The sequence below is a fragment of the Natronomonas salinimetallica genome, from assembly GCF_013839515.1.
Lineage (GTDB): Archaea > Halobacteriota > Halobacteria > Halobacteriales > Haloarculaceae > Natronomonas.
In genome coordinates, this window is record NZ_JACDNQ010000005.1 from 149,670 (window position 1) to 168,463 (window position 18,794).

The 18,794-nt window shown below is 64.0% G+C and carries 21 protein-coding genes and 1 pseudogene; 13 read left to right on the top strand and 9 right to left on the bottom strand.

Features of this window, described 5'->3' with window-relative positions:
- Positions 1-375: 375 nt before the first annotated feature.
- A pseudogene (locus tag HZR14_RS05760) lies at positions 376-620 on the top strand (IS6 family transposase); the annotation flags it as partial.
- Between the two features lie 32 nt (positions 621-652).
- On the opposite strand, the gene HZR14_RS05765 reads toward HZR14_RS05760, so the two are convergent.
- On the bottom strand, positions 653-2,605 hold the full coding sequence (locus tag HZR14_RS05765) for an archaea-specific SMC-related protein (protein ID WP_181691906.1): 1,953 nt from the start codon (positions 2,603-2,605) through the stop codon (positions 653-655).
- A gap of 131 nt (positions 2,606-2,736) precedes the next feature.
- Between HZR14_RS05765 and rdfA the strand changes: the two genes are divergently transcribed.
- The 6 genes from rdfA to HZR14_RS05795 all read left to right on the top strand — a co-directional run bounded on the left by rdfA (position 2,737) and on the right by HZR14_RS05795 (position 7,290).
- The gene (gene rdfA / locus HZR14_RS05770; protein WP_181691907.1) at positions 2,737-3,357 is read left to right on the top strand and encodes a rod-determining factor RdfA; all 621 of its coding nucleotides are present in this window, start codon (positions 2,737-2,739) and stop codon (positions 3,355-3,357) included.
- 631 nt (positions 3,358-3,988) lie between these two features.
- The gene (locus HZR14_RS05775; RefSeq protein WP_181691908.1) at positions 3,989-4,447 is read left to right on the top strand and encodes a hypothetical protein; all 459 of its coding nucleotides are present in this window, start codon (positions 3,989-3,991) and stop codon (positions 4,445-4,447) included.
- Between the two features lie 53 nt (positions 4,448-4,500).
- On the top strand, positions 4,501-5,184 hold the full coding sequence (gene nth, locus HZR14_RS05780; protein WP_181691909.1) for an endonuclease III: 684 nt from the start codon (positions 4,501-4,503) through the stop codon (positions 5,182-5,184).
- 103 nt (positions 5,185-5,287) lie between these two features.
- Positions 5,288-6,094: a diadenylate cyclase DacZ gene (gene dacZ, locus HZR14_RS05785; protein ID WP_181691910.1), complete on the top strand. Its 807-nt coding sequence runs from the start codon at positions 5,288-5,290 to the stop codon at positions 6,092-6,094.
- On the top strand, positions 6,094-6,885 hold the full coding sequence (locus tag HZR14_RS05790; protein ID WP_181691911.1) for a mechanosensitive ion channel domain-containing protein: 792 nt from the start codon (positions 6,094-6,096) through the stop codon (positions 6,883-6,885). The genes dacZ and HZR14_RS05790 overlap by 1 nt, the downstream gene beginning before the upstream one ends.
- A gap of 141 nt (positions 6,886-7,026) precedes the next feature.
- A complete protein-coding gene (locus HZR14_RS05795; RefSeq protein ID WP_181691912.1) occupies positions 7,027-7,290 on the top strand; it encodes a hypothetical protein in 264 nt (87 codons plus the stop codon).
- A gap of 1 nt (position 7,291) precedes the next feature.
- On the opposite strand, the gene HZR14_RS05800 is transcribed toward HZR14_RS05795, so the two are convergent.
- From HZR14_RS05800 to HZR14_RS05810, 3 genes are all read right to left on the bottom strand, one after another.
- Complete coding sequence (locus tag HZR14_RS05800; protein ID WP_181691913.1) at positions 7,292-7,927, bottom strand: acyltransferase; 636 nt, start codon at positions 7,925-7,927, stop codon at positions 7,292-7,294.
- Between the two features lie 30 nt (positions 7,928-7,957).
- Positions 7,958-10,072 carry a DEAD/DEAH box helicase gene (locus tag HZR14_RS05805; protein ID WP_370464957.1) on the bottom strand — a complete coding sequence of 705 codons (2,115 nt, stop codon included), beginning with the start codon at positions 10,070-10,072 and terminating at the stop codon, positions 7,958-7,960.
- A gap of 338 nt (positions 10,073-10,410) precedes the next feature.
- Positions 10,411-10,656: an Rdx family protein gene (locus HZR14_RS05810; protein ID WP_181691915.1), complete on the bottom strand. Its 246-nt coding sequence runs from the start codon at positions 10,654-10,656 to the stop codon at positions 10,411-10,413.
- A gap of 123 nt (positions 10,657-10,779) precedes the next feature.
- On the opposite strand from HZR14_RS05810, the gene HZR14_RS05815 reads away from it, so the two are divergent.
- Positions 10,780-11,082 (top strand): DUF5779 family protein, encoded by a 303-nt coding sequence (locus tag HZR14_RS05815; protein WP_181691916.1) that lies wholly within the window; start codon positions 10,780-10,782, stop codon positions 11,080-11,082.
- 9 nt (positions 11,083-11,091) lie between these two features.
- Here the strand turns inward: HZR14_RS05815 and HZR14_RS05820 are convergent, their stop codons facing one another.
- Both HZR14_RS05820 and HZR14_RS05825 read right to left on the bottom strand, forming a co-directional pair.
- Complete coding sequence (locus tag HZR14_RS05820; protein ID WP_181691917.1) at positions 11,092-11,541, bottom strand: RNA-binding protein; 450 nt, start codon at positions 11,539-11,541, stop codon at positions 11,092-11,094.
- Between the two features lie 4 nt (positions 11,542-11,545).
- Positions 11,546-11,782, bottom strand: coding sequence for a DUF1918 domain-containing protein (locus HZR14_RS05825; RefSeq protein ID WP_181691918.1), 237 nt, complete (start codon positions 11,780-11,782; stop codon positions 11,546-11,548).
- A 197-nt stretch (positions 11,783-11,979) separates the two neighbouring features.
- Between HZR14_RS05825 and HZR14_RS05830 the strand changes: the two genes are divergently transcribed.
- Positions 11,980-12,546 carry an NUDIX domain-containing protein gene (locus HZR14_RS05830; protein ID WP_181691919.1) on the top strand — a complete coding sequence of 189 codons (567 nt, stop codon included), beginning with the start codon at positions 11,980-11,982 and terminating at the stop codon, positions 12,544-12,546.
- Between the two features lie 18 nt (positions 12,547-12,564).
- Here the strand turns inward: HZR14_RS05830 and HZR14_RS05835 are convergent, their stop codons facing one another.
- The 3 genes from HZR14_RS05835 to pyrB all read right to left on the bottom strand — a co-directional run bounded on the left by HZR14_RS05835 (position 12,565) and on the right by pyrB (position 15,110).
- Positions 12,565-13,431 (bottom strand): hypothetical protein, encoded by an 867-nt coding sequence (locus HZR14_RS05835; protein ID WP_181691920.1) that lies wholly within the window; start codon positions 13,429-13,431, stop codon positions 12,565-12,567.
- A gap of 318 nt (positions 13,432-13,749) precedes the next feature.
- The gene (gene pyrI, locus HZR14_RS05840; protein ID WP_181691921.1) at positions 13,750-14,211 is read right to left on the bottom strand and encodes an aspartate carbamoyltransferase regulatory subunit; all 462 of its coding nucleotides are present in this window, start codon (positions 14,209-14,211) and stop codon (positions 13,750-13,752) included.
- Positions 14,208-15,110, bottom strand: a complete 903-nt coding sequence (gene pyrB, locus HZR14_RS05845) for an aspartate carbamoyltransferase (protein WP_181691922.1) — start codon at positions 15,108-15,110, stop codon at positions 14,208-14,210. Before pyrB ends, pyrI begins: the two co-directional genes overlap by 4 nt.
- Before the next feature lie 144 nt (positions 15,111-15,254).
- Between pyrB and HZR14_RS05850 the strand changes: the two genes are divergently transcribed.
- The 4 genes from HZR14_RS05850 (at position 15,255) to HZR14_RS05865 (ending at position 18,699) form a co-directional block, all read left to right on the top strand.
- Entirely contained in the window at positions 15,255-15,881 is a 627-nt protein-coding gene (locus HZR14_RS05850; protein WP_181691923.1) for an RAD55 family ATPase, read from the top strand.
- Between the two features lie 161 nt (positions 15,882-16,042).
- The gene (locus tag HZR14_RS05855) at positions 16,043-17,389 is read left to right on the top strand and encodes a phosphohexomutase domain-containing protein (RefSeq protein WP_181691924.1); all 1,347 of its coding nucleotides are present in this window, start codon (positions 16,043-16,045) and stop codon (positions 17,387-17,389) included.
- Between the two features lie 93 nt (positions 17,390-17,482).
- Positions 17,483-17,875: a cytidine deaminase gene (gene cdd / locus HZR14_RS05860; RefSeq protein WP_181691925.1), complete on the top strand. Its 393-nt coding sequence runs from the start codon at positions 17,483-17,485 to the stop codon at positions 17,873-17,875.
- A complete protein-coding gene (locus HZR14_RS05865) occupies positions 17,872-18,699 on the top strand; it encodes a nucleoside phosphorylase (RefSeq protein ID WP_181691926.1) in 828 nt (275 codons plus the stop codon). The genes cdd and HZR14_RS05865 overlap by 4 nt, the downstream gene beginning before the upstream one ends.
- Positions 18,700-18,794 lie beyond the last annotated feature (95 nt).

Here is an 18,794-nt window from a genome sequence, read left to right on the forward strand (position 1 = left end):
TACTATAGACTTCCTTCAGACCAAGGCTGTACCTACGAAGGGTTTCAACGGGACCGTTTAGCTCTGACTTCTCAGTATAGATATGGTTATCATATCAAAAAATTATACAATTGGGCGCTGTCTATAGTAGAGACCGGAAGACAAGACACATTCGATCGCACGGCCGCCGTGCGATCGATGTGTACATAGTTGCGATGTGTACATAGTTGCGATGTGTACATAGTTGCGATGTGTACATAGTTGCGATGTGTACATAGTTGCGATGTGTACATAGTTGCGATGTTTACTATAGTTAAGTCAGTTTGAGAAGTGAGCAGGCCGTTGAGTGGCTTGTCCAAAGAGGCTCGCAGACCTGCTCAACGAGACGTTTGAGGCGGGTTTAGCTATCAGACTGCCCTTGCTCGATCAGGACGAGCGGTCGGCTCGACTACGTCGACCGAAACCTCATCGAAAAGTGGTTTTACACACTCAACAGGCGGGTCGACCGCTTCCGTACCTCGTGGGTCGGCAGTCGGTCAAGCGCACGCGAATAGTTTGAACAGTTCGCACACTACTATAACCGCCAACGACCGCGTCAATCGCTCGATGGACGAGCGCCAGTCGACGAGGTGCTGAACTAGACAGTATCTTTAACGTCTTATTGTCAGTTTATTTAAATATCCGAGATCCGGGGGTACTCCTCCGAAAGCGCAGCGGCGTCCTCGGGCAGCAAGGCGACGACGAGATACTCGCTGAAGCCCTCGACGTACTCGACGAGGGCGGCGATGCGGTCGGAGTCGATGGCTTCGAGCGAATCCAAAAGCATGAACGGAACCGTCTCGTAGACCTCGTGGGCCAGATAGCCGGCCAGCGCGAAGACGAGGCCCGTCACCTCCCGTTCGCTCTCGGAGAGGTGATCAATCGTGTCCTCGTAGGTCACGCCGCTGTCCGTCTGGCGGACGATGTGGAGTTCGAAGACGCTCTTCGTGACCTTGCGTCGCCCCTCGCGTACCTCCTGTTCGACGCGCTCGAGCCAGATCCGCTCGAGGTTGCTGTAACCGAGGATATCGAGTACTGACGCCATGTGGTCGTTGAACCCCTCGATGGCCTGTTTTTCGATGCGGTCGATCCTCGTCCGGAGGTCTCCGATCTCGGCGGTCAGTTCCTCGCGGCGTTGTCGGAGCTCCGACTCGGCGTCGAGGCGTCCTTCGATCCGTGCGATCTCCGATTCGAGGTCTTCGAGTTCCCCCTCGAGGCGGCCGAGTTCGTACTCGTACTGGTTGGCTTCTTTGTGGATATCGAGGATCTCCTCGTAGCTGTCGTCCTCCAGCGATTCGATCTCGGCTTCGAGGGCCTCGATCTCGGCCTGCAGCGTTTCGCGCCGGTCGGTGAGGCGTTCGATCGCCGACTCGCTGTCCGCGAGTTCGGCTTCGAGGGTCGAGCGCTGTCGCTGCAGCCGTTCGCGCCGTCGCTGTTGCTCTTCGAGGGCACGGACCTCGTCCGTCAGGTCGTCGAGTCGGTCCTCGATCTCGTTTATCTCGCCGAGTTTACGCTGACTGAGCTCCTGGAGTCGGGTGACGGTCGTCTCGATCTGCTCGTGGGGGACGTCGCTCCCGCAGGTCCAGCAGGTAACGGTCTCGTCGGGCAGGAGTTCGTCGGTCAGTTCCCCACCGTCGCCGCCGTCGGCCGGCGGTTCGAGCGCGTCGAGGAGATCCCCGTCGTCGTCGTCGAGCATGTCCTGGTTGAACCGGATGACGCTCTGGACTTCGTTGATCTCCGATTCGAGCCCGCGTTTTTGCTCCCGAAGCCCCTCGATCCGCGCTTTTCGCTCCTCGATTTCGCCCATCGGGGTCTCCGGTAGCTCCTCGAACTCCGCCTCGAGTTCTCGCTTCCGCGTCCGGGCCGCTTCGAGGCTCTCTCGCTCCGTTTCGAGCTCATACCGGATGTCTTCGAGTTCGGAGCGCTTCGAGCGAAGGTCCGTGAGCCGCTCTTCGAGTTCGGCTTTCTCCTCGCGGGTCTGTTCGACGTTTGCGTCCCTCGCCTCGAGTTCCGCTTCCGTGTCCGCCAACCCCGATTTCGCCTCTTCGATCGCCGCTTCGAGCCGGGTCCGTTCCTCCTCGAGGGACGGCAGTCGGTCCTTCAGCCCGTCCAGCTCTTCGAGCTCCGTTTCGGTCTCGTTTCGTTTCCGGACGTGTCGCTCTATCCGTCGCTGTATCTCGTCGGTATCGACGGGCCGCATGATCAGATCGCGCAGGTCGTCGTTCGTGGCGACCGCGCGGCGTGCCTCGTTGGATTCGAGGAGAAACGCGAAGAGCTCGGCGAGCGTCGGATCCTCGAGATACGGCTCCCCGTCGGCGATGACGGTGCTTCCCTGTCTCGTGAACTCCCGGGCGTACGCCTCTCCGTCGATCGTTATCTCGACGCTCGCGCTGTCTGCGTCCCCCTTCATCGAGACGTTATCGCTTCCGAGAGCGGCCATGATCGCCTGTAGCAGCGACGTTCGGTTCGTCGCGTTCTCACCGGCGAGGACGCTCACCCCTGGGGTAAACGTGACGGACGTATCGTCGATTCCGCCGATGTTCCGGACGGATAGTTTGGCTTTCTCTACGGCCTGCTCCGTGCTCATGGTCCCCCTATTACGCCTCGGAAAATAAGTATGATGAAACACGGCCCGCCGTTCGCTCCGGATCCTCGGGTCCGCAGATTCGGACACCCGGCGAACATAAGATACTAACAGACACCTGCCCTTCGGTATCTATGGGAGATGACGAGGACAGTTCCGGCTCGGGACGGGGACGCCGGAGTAAGGTCGTCCGCCTCATCGAAGAGTACGACATGGAGGAGTTGGGGGCCGAACTGGAACGGCTCTGGACCGCCGAGGAGGACCGACGCAGTCTCCGGCAGTTAGCGACGTATTTCAACCAACGGCTGCTCAGGCGCGCACTCGAACGCGCCGATCTTCGACCGCTCGACGGCGAGGTCGAGAACACCTACCGACTGCTGACCGAGGACTCCGGGGGAGCGGACAAAACCCGAATCCGCCGCCGACTCGAACGCGACGGCCTCGACGTCGAGGCGCTCGAATCGGATTTCGTCACCTACCAGGCGATCCGGACCTACCTGCAGAAACACCGCGGTGCCGAGTACACCCCCGACGAGACCGATCCGCTCGAGCGCGAGATCTCGAACATCCAACAGCTCCGGGGACGGGTCGACTCCGTCACCGAGGGAAAACTCGAACAGCTTCAGTCGGGCGATCATCTCGAGCTCGGGGCGTTTCGGACGCTCGTCGACGTCCGTATCGTCTGTGAGGACTGCAATACACAGTTCGACGTCGTCGAACTGCTCGAGCGCGGCCACTGTAACTGTACGGAGTGACGACGTGTACATACGAGTGACAATGTACGGAGTGACGACGTGTACATACGAGTGACAATGCGTACGAGGTGACCGTAACGAAGCGGACCGACACGCCCAGGGGCTGTCCCAGCGCCGCCGACCGCCTCGCCGATGGCTCGCGACCGGGAGCGTACGGCGAACCGCGAGCGCATCCGACGGCGCGAACGGCCGGTGGTGCATAACAGCGCTAAATCTGTTATGATATACGCCGTGTGTCGGCCGCCGTTTCATTCAAATTTATCGTACTATCGCGTTGCTGTTAGAATCCTATCAAAACGAACAGCCGATCATCGGTCCCGACCGGACGATACGGTCCCCGTCCGCGGGACGGAACGGCCGCACCCGCCGCATACGAGCGTACATATAACACCAAAACGGCGGTGGACGGCCTCATACGGCGCGTATATATAACCACTGCCGCAACGGGAGCCGCGTTCGATATCCCGCGGACCGACGGAACGATCCCCGTTGGCGGTCCGGATCGGCAAAAATAACAGATGTCTATACTGATATGATATAATGTATGTCTGCCCGGCTCAGTCCCACCGACCGATCGGATCATGGATGAACGATACCCTACGTTTATATATCCGTCAGCCGTGCGGCCGATATGGAGTGTTCGCTCTCGGAGGGCGCATCCCGGTATCTGGATACGCTCTACGAGGAGTACGAGCGTTTCGACGTCCAGCAGACGACGGTAGGGGTCAGCTGTGAGGAGTTCGACGCCATCGCCGAGCGGCCCGACGGGATCGCCGTCCGTGCCAGAATCAGGGGGGAAGACGGCTTCTTGATGCGTCCGGACGGTAACGACTGGACCCTTCCGGGCGGGATACTCGATGCCGATCCGGACCGGGAGACGGTGGCCGAACGTCTCGAACGGTGGACCGGCCTCCGATGCCGGATAGAGGGGCTCGATCGTGTCTCCCTCGTCGGCCTGCAGTGTGAGGCCGCAACCGAGGAACTGTGGACGATTTCGGCGGTGTTCTCGACGACGGCGACCGGAGGCTCGCCGCGTGGGCACGCCGCCTGGCGGAACCGGAAGACGCCGATCACGGTCCCATCGTTATAACTGAGCGACGGCCGACCCGACATAGCCAAGGGGCGGCCGCCCGCGTTCGAGGTATGGGCACGCCGCTCGATTCACGCGAGGCGCAGGTCGACGAAGTGCTGGACCGGCTTTACGAACAGTATCCCGACCCCGAGATATCGCTCGATTTTTCGAACCGACTGGAACTCCTCATCGCGGTCGTCCTCTCCGCACAGTGTACCGACGAACGGGTCAACGACGTGACGGCCGAGCTCTTCGAGACGTACGATGGCCCCGAGGCCTACGCCGAGGCCGACGAGTCCGAACTCGCGGAGGCGATCAACTCGATCACCTACTACAACAGCAAGGCGGGCTACATCAAATCGGCCTGTCAGGACGTCGTGGAGATCCACGACGGCGAGGTACCGGATACCATGTCGGCTCTGACCGACCTCGCGGGCGTCGGGCGTAAGACGGCGAACGTCGTCCTCCAGCACGGCCACGAGGTCGTCGAGGGAATCGTCGTCGACACCCACGTCCAGCGGATCTCCCGCCGACTCGGGCTGACCGAAGAACACACCCCCGAGAAGATCGAGGCGGATCTCGTGGGGATCGTCCCCGAGGACGACTGGAAGGAGTTCACTCATCTGCTGATCAGCCACGGTCGCGAGACCTGTTCCGCGAGAAATCCCGACTGTTCGGCGTGCGTCCTAGAGGACGTCTGTCCGTCCTCGAAACTCGACAGCGATGTCGATCTGGCCGACGGTAGCGAGTGGTGAGGTGGGCGGTTCGGGTCTCACGGCTCGGTACGGCGGACGAGTCCCGTCGAACGGCGTCAGACGCCCCGAAACGCTTTTTTGCATCGGATTCGACTGGCAAACGATGAGTGAACTCGGCGATCTCCTGGACGATATCGTGTCGGACGTCGACGGGACGCTTTTGTTCTCCCCGAGTGGGTCACTATACGAGCGCTTCGCCGAGGTCGACGATCCGGTCGTCGTCTCGAAGACGAACTCGGTCGGTGCCGACCGGTACGTCGGATTGCCCCTCGAGTTCGGCGACGTCCGCGAGCGGGTCCGGTTCGGCGTCGAGGGGGCGCTCGAAAACGGGTTCGTCGAGGAGGGCCAACAGCTCGCCTGCGCGATCGCGCTGTTCTCCGAGGACCTCGATACGGTCACCCGCGTCCGGGCGGGCGACTTCGAGCGCTCCGGCGTCTATGACCTCTTCGTCAACAGCCGCGCGCAACCGGAGGTCATCCAGAACGTCCTGGAGGTCGCTATCGAGTTAGGCAAGAAGGGCCAAAAAGGCAAACGCGTCGGCGCGCTGTTCGTCGTCGGCGACGCCGGAAAGGTGATGAACAAATCCCGGCCGCTCAGCTACAACCCGTTCGAGAAGAGCCACGTTCACGTCGGCGACCCGATCGTCGACGTCATGCTCAAGGAGTTCTCGCGGCTCGACGGCGCCTTCGTCATCAGCGATTCCGGAAAGATCGTCTCGGCGTACCGGTATCTCGAACCCGCCGCCGAGGGCGTCGACATCCCGAAGGGACTCGGGGCGCGCCACATGGCCGCGGGCGCGATCACCAAGGACACGAACGCCGTCGCGGTCGTGCTTTCGGAATCCGACGGCCTCGTTCGGGCGTTCTCCGGCGGCGAGATACTCCTGGAGTTGGATCCGGAGGAGTACTGATGTATCCGCTCGTCGTCCGCGGCTGGTACGGCGGACTCTCGGCGCCCGAACGGAACCTGCTTACCGCCCTCGTGGTCCTCTTTTTGGGGATCACCGTCGGTGCCATCGCCGCCCTACTCGTCCGTCGACTGTTGCTCGCACTCGACGTCGACGACGCCGTCGAGGGGACCTCCTTCGAACGGACCGCGAGACAACTCGACGGCTCGACCGTCCAGTTCCTCTCGCGACTCGTCGGCGCGTTCGTCTTTTTTCTCGCGGGGTTGTACGCGATACGGACCATCGGCCTGGTCCCGGAGGAGGCGTTGATCGAGGAGATCGGCGCGTTCCTCCCGCAACTGTTCGTCGCGATCGTCGTCGTGTTGGTCGGCCTCGTCGTCGGTGACAAAGCCGAGATCGTCGTCAGCGAACGACTCCGGAGCGTAAAGCTCCCCGAAGTGGCGGTCGTTGGGACGCTGTTGAAACTGTCGATACTCTACGTCGCTTCGCTCGTCGCGCTGTCGCAACTCGGCGTGGCGACGGCGGCGCTTTTGATTTTGCTCGCCGCCTACACCTTCGGTGTCTTCTTTCTCGCCGGGCTGGCGTTCAAAGACCTGCTCGCCTCCGCGGCCGCGGGCGTCTATCTCCTCATGACCGAGCCGTATGCGATCGGCGACGAAGTCGAGATCGACGGACACCGTGGGGTCGTCCAGGAGATCGACGTCTTCGTTACCTGCATCGAGGACGACGGCGAGGAGTACGTCGTTCCGAACCGGAAGGTGCTCCGTGAAGGCGCGATGCGAATCCGTGGCTAATACTGTCGGACGTAACTACTTGAATCGAAAATCTCTGAGCGTCGTGTTACAGTACGGTTTCGTCTATCTGAACGATTCAGGTATTCACGAAATTACGTCCGACAGTATAACTTTAGGTTCCCGGCGGACGACTGCCCACGTATGCTGACGCTGACCCTCGATTCGTTCATGATCGAACTCAAAGACGGAAGTCTCAAGAACGTCGGACCGACGGACAAATCGGCGACGGCGAAACTCTTCGACGTCGAGTCCGTCGAGGCCCGTGCGTTCGGCGACAGCCAGCTCAAGATCGTTGCCGAGGACGCCGCCGGGGACGAAGTCCAGATCGCGCTGTCCCCCGAGGACGCCGCGGCGCTCGCCGAGGAGCTCGAAACGCTGTCCGCGGGCCACGAGAAAGCGGAGTAGGCTACCGATCGACGTCCGGATCGATCGCTTCCCCGCCCTGTCCGAGGGGTTCGGCGGGGACTCCAGCCCACGTTTCACCTGCGGGGACGTCCTCGGCGACGAGCGAGTTCGCGGCGACCTGTGCGTCGGGGCCGATCTCGACGCCGGGCAACACGACGGCCCCCGCGCCGATCATCGCCCGTTCACCGACCCGGATTTCGCCGGTTCGGTACTCCTTCTGAAGGAATTCGTGACACAGAAGCGTCGCGTCGTAGCCGACGATAGCGTCGGCCTCGACAGTGACGAGCTCCGGCCAGAACACGTCCGGTGTGGACTCGAGCCCCCACGAGACGCCCGACCCGACGGTGACGCCGATCGACCGGAGCAGCCAGTTTTTTACTCGGAGGCTCGGGGCATGGCGGGCGAGGACGACGACGACGTAATTGAAGACGATCCGTAGCGGGTGCTTCGCGTCCGGCCACGACCGGAGCGAGTTGCGGGGGCCCTGGGTCGGATGTCGGCGAAGCCGATCGTGGCGCGAAACGGTGCCGTCGCCGGAGGAGTCACGGTTCGGTCCCTCGCGGTTTCGGTTCGGTCCCTCGCGGTTTCGGTTCGGCTCCCCCTCCGATTCGTCCCCGTTACCTGTCCCGGAGTACACACTCTATCACTCGCCGGGCACCGTGTTAAGTCATTCCTCGCCGTCGGTTCCCGTCCCGGTGCCAGTTCTGGAGTCGGAGTCGGAGTCGGACGCGGGGTCGGAGTTGGACGCGGGGTCGGAGTCGGACGCGGGGTCGGAGTCCGAATCCGAGTCGGGGCCACGGCCGGAGTCGAGGCCGAGACCGGCGTCCGGCCCCGTCCGGGCGCTCGGGATCGTCGATGGTTCATCCCGGTCCCCGAAGGCGACCGGTTCGGCCTCCCGGACCCGCACGCCACGAGCCGCGAGGTGTTTCGTCCGCTTTCTGGCGAAGTCCTCCTCTTCGGTGCCCTGCGTGGCGAGGACGTACATCCGGGCCTTCCCGACGGGGCGCATCGTCCGGCCCGCCCGCTGGGCACCCTGCCGGCGCGAGCCGCCGAGCCCCGAGGCCGCGATTGCGATCTCCGCGTCGGGGAGGTCGATCCCCTCGTCGCCGACCCGAGAGACGACGATCGTGTCCACCGCCCCGCGTCTGAACCGGTCGAACAGCCGGCTCCGACGGGCGTGCGGCGTCTCGCCGCTGATAAACGGAACGCTCAACGCCTCGGCGATGGCGTCGCCCTGATCGATGTACTCGACGAAGACGATCGCCTTCGAGCCGCGGTGCTCCCGGAGGATCGCCGAGATTTCGCGGATCTTCGCGGGGTTCGTCGCCGCGGCCTGACGGCGTCCGTGGCCGTCGCTGGCGGCGTACTCCTCGCGGTGGGACGCCGAGGCCCACGGGAGAAACCGGATCTCGACCTCCGGTTCGGCGACGTAGCCGGCCTCGAAGAGTGCCTCCCAGTCCGTGCCGACCGGCGGTCCGACGAGCGTATAGATCTCCTCTTGATCCTCCGTCTCCCGGACCGGCGTGGCGGTCAGCCCGAGACGGTGTTTGGTCTGGAGGCCCGCACTCCGGCGGTGGATCGGCGAGGGGATGTGGTGGACCTCGTCGAAGACGATGAGTCCCCACTTCCGGGAGTCGAACAGCATTCTGTGGCGGTCCATCCCCGAGATCCGGTAGGTGGCGATCGTTACCGGCCGGATCTCCTTTTTTCCGCCGTGATATTCACCGACCTGTTCGGGCGACAGCGTCGTGTGGTCTACGATCGCGTCGTGCCATTGGCCCGCGAGTTCCCGGGAGGGTACCAACACGAGCGTCTCGCCTTCGACGTCGGCCATCACCCCGAGGGCGGCGATCGTCTTGCCCGACCCCGGCGGCCCGACGAGGACGCCCGAGCCCGAATCCGCAAAGCGGGCGATCCAGTCGGCCTGGTAGGGGCGCAACTCGAGTTCGAGATCGAGCGGGAGATCCTCGCCGGTCTCGAGATCCCGGTCGTCCTGGACCGGATAGCCCGCCTCGTATAGCGTCCGTTTGACTTCGGCGGTCCGGTCCTCGGCCACCCACGCCGTCTCGTCGCCGATCCTCGCCCGCAGGACGCCGTCCCCGAGTTGCGGTTCGGCGACGTTAGCGAGTAGATCTGCGCTTTTGGCCTCCAAGACGACGTAGCCGTCCTCGTGGGTCGCAAGCCGGAACTTGTGGGCACGCTCCCATTGGCCCTCGATCCACTCCTCCAGCGCCTCGTATCGGCCGTCGAGCGCGGATCGAACCGTCGCGAGCAGCTCCGAGAGCGTTCCGTAGGGCGCGTTCCAGACGTCCTCCTCACGAACCGCGTAGACGTAGCCGCCCTCCCCGTTCGTGTCCTCCAGGTGGGCGAACTGCGTCAACAGTGCCCGCGTGTACTGTGCGGGCTGATCGACGATCACGTCGCGTCGGGTTTCGAAGACGGTGATGCGCTCGGCGGCGTCAGCCCCGCGTGGCGGAAACCAGATCGTATCCGCCTCCGTGACGTCGAGTCGTGCGATCGTCCCGTCGTCGTCGAGCGCCGAGAGCGCGTCGGCCGCCTCCTCGACCGAACAGCCGGCAGCCTCGGCGACCTCGGCGGCCGCCAGGACCGGCCGCCGTCGGTCGTCGAGTGCATCGTAGAACGCGCCCGCATCGAACGCCGTCCCGTCGTCGGTAGCCGGGCCCTGTTCGGTCGTCCCGCCGCCGTTTTTCGGCCGCTCCTCGGTTGTTCCGCCATCGGCGTCCGCCGTCGGCTCCGCCGTGTCTACTGGATCGTCCGTCACTACGAACGGTTCGGGGCGGACGAGCAAAAGCGACCCGCATCGGGCGACCGGATCGCGACGGGACCCGGACGGACCGCGTGTGAGCGCGGCGGACATCGTATTGAGACTGTCGGCTAGAATTTCGTGAAGCTATCGCGGCACCGGCGCGCGAATCGCATGCCATCGGGATCGCCGGCGGTATGGGGGCTCCCAGCCCGTGCGCAGTGTCGACCCCGTGGAGTCGGTTCTTCTCACGTCAGGAGAGCCGTCGGTATCAGCAATTTCGAAGTTACCAGAATTGAGGCGAGAATGCCCCTTCCTCAACGAGCGACCACCGGGAGCGAGTAGGGTGGGGTAGTTCACGACCGCAGCCACGTCCGAACCGCCGCGACCGCCTCCATCGGATCGACCCGGTCCGTCGGATCGACGGCCCAGATCCGGTCGCCCGCAACGGTCACGCCGAATACTTCCTCCTGCGTCGGTTCGACGCGGACTCCCTCGATTTCGTCGTAGCCCCGGAGGCGGTCGGCGAGGACGCGACGGGTCGTTACGGCGGTACCGGCCAGCCGACACGGGGCGCAATACTCGATATCGACACGTACCATATCCGGATTTGGCACGATCGATAATTAAACATGTCTACTTCCGATGCGGATCCATGGGCGGGGAGCCGTCCGGGCGGCGTGGCAGGCCGGCAGGCTTTTTCGATCCGCGTCTGAGGTGTCGGTATGGGCGATTTCGAACTCGACTTACAGACCGCCGAAGGCGAACTCGACGAACCGGACGACGGGGGCCGCGTCGTGCTCGGGGTCCTCGATGGGTCGACCGACCCCGAGGAGTGGATCACCCACATACAAAACGACGACGTGCTGGTGTTGAACGTCGAGGGGGACTTGAATGATCTCGCTGCCGGGTTCGCCCGCGAGATCCGCGACGACGGTGGCGAACTGATGCACTTTCGGGAGTTCCTCGTCGTCTCACCGCCGGGTCGGGAGATCGACACCGACCGGCTCCGAGACGACACCGAGTGAGCCGGACCGTTACGCCGGCCCGTTGGCCCGCGCCGCGAGATCCTCGAGCGCGCCGGTCGCCGTCTCGACCGCGCGCGCTTTTTTCGCGGGGTAGGCTTCGACTTTTCCCCGGAGCATGAGCCCCTCGCCGAGCGCGACGTCGCCGTTGTACGCAGCCTGCTTATCGAGCCCGATGTAGAACGCACAGTTGTCGTCGATCCGGGCCTCCAGTTCCTCGAGCAGGCGGTCGAACTCGCCGAGTTCGGTCAGCCTCGAGAGGACGTACCGGACGTCGTCGGCGCGTTCGAGCCGAACCGAGAGGATGACGATCCGATCGCCGTTGTGGCCTTCGGTAACGTCGCGTTCGAGTTCGGTCTCCTCGGGCAGAAACGTCCTGAGTGCCGCCTCGACCCGCTTTTCGTCCTCCGTCGCATAGCAGAACGTCCGGAGATCGACGTAGTGGAACGGGACGGCGCTCATCGTCTCACTCGTCGTCCGCGTCGTCGGTCTCACCCTCGACGTCGTCGGTCTCACCCTCGGCGTCCTCAGCCGAGGCCAGCGACTCCTCGGCGATTCCTGCTTCCTGTCCCTCCTCAAACTCGACGATGTAGGTGTTGTCGCCGAACATCGTCTCCGAGACCTGTGTGACCTCGCCCGTCTCGCCGTCGTACTCGCTGTGCTTATCGTGGAACACCACGCGATCTCCCTTCTCGAATGCCATACCGTCGTTTTTCACCGATACGGAAAAAGCCCGTCGTTTCCACCGCCGGACGGGCAGACGTCCCATCGACGAACGGCTCCGCCGGCCCCCTGTCGAACGGCTTTTGGGACGCGCCCCCGAATCCACGGTATGATATCTACAGCCACGCCCCACGCCGATCGCCCGCCGACGGCTTCCGAACGGATCCCGGAGCGAGGATGACCGCCGTCAACGGGCTGTGGTTTCTCGCCGACGAGGCGGCCCAGCGGGCCGAACAGGCCTACCACCGCGCGGTCGATACCTACGGTGAGGCACCCCTCGAACGGACGTACGAAAAGCGCGTATCGCGTGCTCGGTTCCGGACGCTCACGGAGCGGATCCGCGACAGCGGAACCCCCTACGGGGTACACACGCTCGTCCACCGCGCGGACGGCAACCTCCTTTTGGTCCGTCACGAGGGCGTCGATCTGTGGGTCCTTCCCGGCGGCGGTGTCGACGGCCCGGAGTCGTTTCGAGAGACGGCAACGCGAGAACTCGACGAGGAGGCCGGGATCGAAGCGGCCTACCGCGGGTTAGCGATGTTGAACCGCGTCGAAATCAGCTGTCGGGGGTGTACGACCTGGGGGGTGCTTCCGGTCTTCCGTGCGAGGGCCGAGACGACGACGCCCGCCGTTTCGGACCCCGACGACGAGATCAGCGTCGTCCGGTGGTTCGATCCCGATGCCCTCCCGGACGATACCCGCGACCGGGAGGACCTCATCCGGGCAGCCCGGACCGTCATCTGATACGGATACGAGAATCCGTCACCACTCGACGCCGTCGCGTTCGTCCGCCTTTCGCCGCCGTAACGCGGCCCGGCCGTTCGAGGCGTCGTAACCGAACAGCACCGATTCGCCGTATCCCTCCGCGACCTCCAGTGCGTGGATCAGGTTGTCGATGTCGACGTTGACCGTATAGAGTTCGACGCTAAAAGGCGTCTCGAGGCGGCTCTCGAAGCCCTTGGCGATCGTCTCCAGCCAGTAGGTCGTTCCGTAGTTGGTGTCATAGAGCGGAACGACGAACTCGTCGACGTACGGTTCGACGGCATCGATGTCGATCCCTGCCCGCTCATAAAGGTGTCCGTCGTAGGGATCGGGATACAGCGTCATGTAGGTCCGACCGGGGATCCGCTCGGCGGCCTCCTCGACGAAGTCCGTAATGACCTCCGCCCGCCACTCGTAGCGGTCCTCGACGGTCGTCTCCGCCGGAGGGGGTCCCTCCCCGCGTTCGTCCCGTGCTCGAACCCACGATTCGAAGCGCTCGTTACAGCGATCACAGTAGCAGTACTCGGGGCGTGGAAAGCCGATGTCGTCGAGTCGAACGTCCGGAGTCACATCGGCGCAGTCGGCGACGATCTCGAGCAGTCCCTCGCGGTAGCCGTCGTGGGTCGGGCAGACGTACGCCCAATCGAAGTAGGTTCGCTCGCGGGTCGCGCGCTGTCCGTCCGGCGAGACCGGGGCGAGATCGGGGTTCTCCTCGACGGCAGCGTTGTCGCCGAAACAGGAGATCATACTCACCGTTTCGGGGACCGGTTCGGCGGAGCGGCCGGAGACGTCCTTGACCTCGTAGAAGCCGCGGTCGAAGTCGGGCCAGCGAGCCTCCTCCTCGTTTCGCGTGACGACGCCGTACATACCTCCGGTCGGTGCTCGTGATGCCTAAGTCGTTCGGAAGGTGATGCGGTAGCTCCGGCGGCTACCGTTTCGATACGTACAACAGGACGACCGCCGCGACGAGAGCGACGGCGAGTATCTTTTTAGACATACGGCGTGTTCTACAACAGCTACAGATAAAGGTTTCCCCCCATCCACGGCGATGGCCCCCCAGGCCGTGAGGGTCCCTTGTTCCGTGAGGGTCCCTTGTTCCGTGAGGGTCCCTTGTTCCGTGAGGGTCCCTTGTTCCGTGAGGGTCCCTTGTTCCGTGAGGATCCCTTGTTCCGTGAGGACCCCTTGTTACTCGACGCTGATGTGGGCGGCGATCGAGTCCCGGATGATCGTACCGCAGTACGTACAGCGGACGCCCTCCTCGAGGACGTCGAAGCGCGACTCGATCGGTTCGTCCCCGGTCGAAATACAATTAGCGTTCGGACACGACAACACGCCGCCGACGGTCTGGGGGCGCGTCACGCGGTGTTTTTCGACGACATCGAACCCGCGGACGATGTTGATCGTCGCGGCGGGCGCGATGAGCGACAGCACGTCGACTTCGTTCTGGCTTAGCTCCCGGCCTTCGACCTTCACGATGTCCTTTCGCCCCAGCCGATCGGAGGGAACGTTCATACCGACGCTTACCTCTTCTCCGGAACCGCCGTCGATTCCGAGGATGGCGAGCACGTTGAGTGCCTGTCCGCCGGCGATGTGGTCGATAACGGTTCCGTCCTCGATCTTGGAGACGCGGAGTTCTGTGTCTGTCATAGCATCTCGTCTAAAAGCGCCATCCGAACCGGGATGCCGTTGTGAGCCTGTTCGAAGTACGTCGCATAGCGGGTCTCGTCGACACCTGGCGCGATCTCGTCGACGCGGGGTAACGGATGCATCACCGTCAGTTCATCGTTTGCAGCCTCGAGGAGGCCGGCGTCGATCCGATACTCGCCGGCGACCTGTCGGTACTCGTTCTCGTCGGGGAACCGCTCGCGTTGGATCCGGGTCACGTACAGCACGTCGAGCGTTTCGATGACGTCCTCGATCCCCGTGTGTTCGCGTACCTGTGCCCCCGCTTCGTGGAGATCGTATCGGACTCCCCGGGGGAGGCGAAGGCTCTCCGGGCTAATGAAGTGTTGGCTCACGTCGAAGTTGGTCAGCGCGTGTGCAAGCGAGTGGACCGTTCGACCGTATTTCAGATCGCCCATGATCCCGATCGTGAGGTCGTCGAGTCCGGCGTTCTCCCGGATCGTATACATATCCAGGAGGGTCTGGGAGGGGTGTTGGCCCGCCCCGTCTCCGGCGTTGACGACCGGGATATCGACGAACTCACTCGCAAGCTTCGCCGACCCCTCAGAGGGGTGTCTGAGGACGAGCGCGTCCGCATAGCCCTCGATGACGCGGACGGTATCGGCGAGGCTCTCACCTTTCTTGACCGACGAGGAATCGACGCTCCCCATATCGACGGTGTCCCCGCCGAGTCGCTTCATCGCCGCGTCGAACGACATCTTCGTACGGGTACTTGGTTCGAAAAAGAGCAGCCCCAACAGTGTATCCGCGTGCGCTCCGGTCACCGCCCCGGGATCGGCGGCGATTTCGGCCGCACGGTCCAACACTGCGTCGATGTCGCCACGCGATAGCTGTTTCGCACTGATGAGGTGGTCGTGGCGCATTATCGAAACGGGGATGCGAACGGTCTTGAATCTCCCGACCGGCCGGCTGTGTGTGTTCCGCTCACGTGCCCCATCGGGTCGGACACCGACACACCGGGTGAGTCGCCAGAAGGTTTAATCAGCATTACGGCGTACTACTCGACAATGAGCGAACGGCTCCGGACCGGGATTTCCGCCCTCGACAGACAGCTCGACGGCGGAATCCCGTCCGGGAGTATCGTGGCACTCACGGCCGCTCCGGCCAGTCAGGCCGAACTGTTTTTGTACGAACTCACGGCTGCGCGCGGGACGCTTTATCTCACGCTCGACCGGACGAGCGACGCGGTCGCACGTAGCATCGACGCGACGCAGACTGCGACCGGGGATCCGACCGTCCGGGACGTAACCGGGGACGCGCCCCTCGACAACGCCTCGAAGTTCGTCGCCGCACTCCCGGACGCTTCGAATCTCATCGTCGATCCGGTCGACGTACTCGAACGACAGGAGCCGCCGAGATACCGGAACTTCCTCAACGAACTCCAAAACCACATATACAACACCGGCAGCCTCGCCGTTCTGCACTGTCTCGACGGTCACGACGTTCCGGCGCTTCGGGATACGACCGAACACATGGCCGACGTCGTCTTCCAGTTGGAGACGGAACTCAACGGTGACCGTGTGGAAAACCGACTCGCAGTACCGAAATTCCGCGGCGGGAAGGCCCTCTCCGACGCCATCAAACTCGATCTCGCGGAGACGATCGAGATCGACACCAGCCGCGATATCGCCTGAATCCGTTGGTCCGACGGTTTATATACAAACACGGGTGCACATCCCCTGTGACCTGAGAAATCGCCGACAGCCCGACGAGGCGGGTGTACAGCACGAGGGCTGTCGTGTGGACGTGCTGTCTGTTCGCCACACTTGAAGTGATCCGATACCGATGGGTTCGCATGGAACTGTTCGGGACCGCCGGTATTCGCGGGGACGTACAGACGAACGTGACGCCGTCGCTGGCGGTGGCTGTCGGACGGGCGGCTGCCGTTGACGGCTCCGAGTTCGTCGTCGGCCGTGACGGTCGTGAGACCGGTTCGGGGATCGCGGCCGCCGTCGAGGCGGGGCTCGAAAGTGGCGGTTCGGACGTCCGCCGCGTCGGCCGGGTCCCGACGCCGGCGCTCGCGTATGCGAGTCGCGGACGCCGGGGGATCATGATCACTGCGAGTCACAACCCACCGTCGGACAACGGACTAAAGCTGTTCGTCGATGGGACCGAATACGACCGCGATGCCGAGCGCCGAATCGAATCCCGAGTCGAATCGGCTTCGACACCGACCGAGTGGTCCCGGTGGGGAACCCTGACGACACTCGATGTGCTACCGGCTTACCGTACCGCCGTCAGCGAATACGCCCACGACGCCGTGGGCTCTTGTGACGGCGTCACCGTCGCGGTCGATTGCGGAAACGGTACGGCGGGTCTCGCGGTGCCATACGTGCTTCGGGACCTCGGAGCTCACGTCGTCGCGCTCAACGCCAACGTCGACGGTCACTTCCCCGGCCGCGAGTCGAAGCCGACTCCGGAGACCCTCGCCGACCTCCGGACGTTCGTCGCCGACGGCGAGTTCGAACTCGGTATCGGTCACGACGGGGACGGCGACCGGATCGTTGTGGTCGACGCGGCGGGCGACGTCGTCCACGAGGACACGATACTCGCTATCGTTGCCGAGCACTACGTCGACGCCACCGATGCCGCCGACCCCGTAGTCGTGACGACACCGAACGCATCTGCCCGGATCGACGAGCGCGTCGAGGCGGCTGGCGGTCGGATCGAGCGGGTCCGACTCGGCGCGCTCCACGAGGGAATCGCGGCCGCCGAGGGTTCGGGCGGAACCGTGGTCTTCGCCGCCGAGCCGTGGAAGCACACCCATCCCGCCTTCGGCCCGTGGATCGATGCTGTCGTCAGCGCAGCCGTCGTCACCGGCCTGGTCGCCTCGGTAGGGCTTTCGAGCCTTCGGGAGCCGGTACGCGAGCGTCCGTATCGGAAAGCGAGCATCGAGTGTCCCGACGACGCGAAGGCGGCCGCGATGTCGCGTCTCGAATCCCGGTTGCCGGAGGCGTTTCCCGACGCCGACGCCACGACAGAACACGGGGTTCGTCTGACGTACCCTGACGGTTCCTGGGTACTCCTCCGGCCGAGCGGGACCGAGCCGTATCTCCGGCTCTACGCCGAAGGCGACGACGTGGACACGCTCGTCGGATCCGTCTCGGAAATCGTCGAGCGTTCCATCGATGAATCGAGATAGCTCGGAGTGGAGGAATCCGCCGCGGCCGACCTATGGTCCGTCCGACGCCCCGGTCCGAGCCAGCTATTTGCCGTCGGCCCCCGACCGTCCGGTATGGACGATACCGATCTTCTCGCGCTGGCGCGTGAGGCAGTCGAGCGATCGTACGCGCCGTACTCGGAGTACTACGTCGGCGCTGCCCTCGAGACCGACGACGGGACGGTGTTCTCCGGCTGTAACGTCGAGAACGCCAACTACTCGAATAGCGTCCACGCGGAGGAACTCGCTCTCTCGAAAGCCGTCGAAGCCGGCCACCGGACGTTCGAGGCGATCGCCGTGAGTTCCGACCGCCGAGACGGCGTGACACCCTGTGGGACGTGCCGACAGTCGCTCTCGGAGTTCTGTGACGACGACTTCCGGATCGTCTGTGAGGGCTCCGGTACGCCGACGAGCCACACGCTCGGGGAACTCCTGCCGGATACCATCACGGGGTCGCATCTGGAATGACCGACGACAGCGAGGCTCCCGGCGACGACGAGCAATACCACATCGAACTACGGGACGGCGATATCGACGGTCCCGTGTTGCTTCCCGGTGACCCCGAGCGCGTCGACGTCATCGGCGATCTGTGGGACGACACCGAACGGCTCGCGGACCACCGCGAGTACCGAACGCTCGCGGGCAAATACGCCGGCGAATCGGTCGCCGTCACCTCGACCGGGATCGGCTCACCCTCGGCGGCGATCGCTGTCGAGGAACTCGCACGCGTCGGCGCCGAGACGTTCCTCCGCGTCGGCTCCTGTGGGGCGATCCAACGGGAAATCGACGTCGGCGACCTCGTCATCACGACTGGCGCGGTCAGACAGGAGGGAACGAGCGGCGAGTACGTCCGCGAGGAGTACCCGGCGAGTGCCCACGGAGAGGTCGTGACCGCGCTCGTGACCGCCGCCGAGCGACTCGGCCACGAGTATCACCTCGGTGTCACCTGCTCGACCGACTCCTTTTACGCCGGTCAGTCTCGCCCGGGCGTCGGCGGCTTTCGAGCGTCCGGGGCCGACGACCGGCTCGAGGAGCTACGCGAAGCGGGCGTCGTCAACTTCGAGATGGAGGCGAGTGCGATCTTGACGCTCGCGGAACTGTATGGACTCCGGGCGGGGGCCGTCTGCACCGTCTACGCCAACCGGGTAACGGGGGAGTTCCGCACGGAGGGACAACGGAAGGCGGCCGAAACCGCGTCGCTGGCGGCGGCGATACTGTCGAGAATGGATCGGATAAAACGGGAGGCCGGAGCCGATCGCTGGCACGCCGGCCTATCGCTCGACGATGAGTGATCCTGACATGACCGGCCATAGCTCTTTCAAGACGTCCGTCTCGGTGGACGAGACCCGCCGGGGACGGCCAGCCGGCGATGGAAACGGGGGCCGAT

Coding starts and splice junctions, on each gene's coding strand:
- HZR14_RS05765 (WP_181691906.1), bottom strand. CDS start 2,605: ATGAGCACGGAGCAGGCCGTAGAGAAAGCCAAACTATCCGTCCGGAAC.
- rdfA (WP_181691907.1), top strand. CDS start 2,737: ATGGGAGATGACGAGGACAGTTCCGGCTCGGGACGGGGACGCCGGAGT.
- HZR14_RS05775 (WP_181691908.1), top strand. CDS start 3,989: ATGGAGTGTTCGCTCTCGGAGGGCGCATCCCGGTATCTGGATACGCTC.
- nth (WP_181691909.1), top strand. CDS start 4,501: ATGGGCACGCCGCTCGATTCACGCGAGGCGCAGGTCGACGAAGTGCTG.
- dacZ (WP_181691910.1), top strand. CDS start 5,288: ATGAGTGAACTCGGCGATCTCCTGGACGATATCGTGTCGGACGTCGAC.
- HZR14_RS05790 (WP_181691911.1), top strand. CDS start 6,094: ATGTATCCGCTCGTCGTCCGCGGCTGGTACGGCGGACTCTCGGCGCCC.
- HZR14_RS05795 (WP_181691912.1), top strand. CDS start 7,027: ATGCTGACGCTGACCCTCGATTCGTTCATGATCGAACTCAAAGACGGA.
- HZR14_RS05810 (WP_181691915.1), bottom strand. CDS start 10,656: ATGGTACGTGTCGATATCGAGTATTGCGCCCCGTGTCGGCTGGCCGGT.
- HZR14_RS05815 (WP_181691916.1), top strand. CDS start 10,780: ATGGGCGATTTCGAACTCGACTTACAGACCGCCGAAGGCGAACTCGAC.
- HZR14_RS05820 (WP_181691917.1), bottom strand. CDS start 11,541: ATGAGCGCCGTCCCGTTCCACTACGTCGATCTCCGGACGTTCTGCTAT.
- HZR14_RS05825 (WP_181691918.1), bottom strand. CDS start 11,782: ATGGCATTCGAGAAGGGAGATCGCGTGGTGTTCCACGATAAGCACAGC.
- HZR14_RS05830 (WP_181691919.1), top strand. CDS start 11,980: ATGACCGCCGTCAACGGGCTGTGGTTTCTCGCCGACGAGGCGGCCCAG.
- HZR14_RS05835 (WP_181691920.1), bottom strand. CDS start 13,431: ATGTACGGCGTCGTCACGCGAAACGAGGAGGAGGCTCGCTGGCCCGAC.
- pyrI (WP_181691921.1), bottom strand. CDS start 14,211: ATGACAGACACAGAACTCCGCGTCTCCAAGATCGAGGACGGAACCGTT.
- pyrB (WP_181691922.1), bottom strand. CDS start 15,110: ATGCGCCACGACCACCTCATCAGTGCGAAACAGCTATCGCGTGGCGAC.
- HZR14_RS05850 (WP_181691923.1), top strand. CDS start 15,255: ATGAGCGAACGGCTCCGGACCGGGATTTCCGCCCTCGACAGACAGCTC.
- HZR14_RS05855 (WP_181691924.1), top strand. CDS start 16,043: ATGGAACTGTTCGGGACCGCCGGTATTCGCGGGGACGTACAGACGAAC.
- cdd (WP_181691925.1), top strand. CDS start 17,483: ATGGACGATACCGATCTTCTCGCGCTGGCGCGTGAGGCAGTCGAGCGA.
- HZR14_RS05865 (WP_181691926.1), top strand. CDS start 17,872: ATGACCGACGACAGCGAGGCTCCCGGCGACGACGAGCAATACCACATC.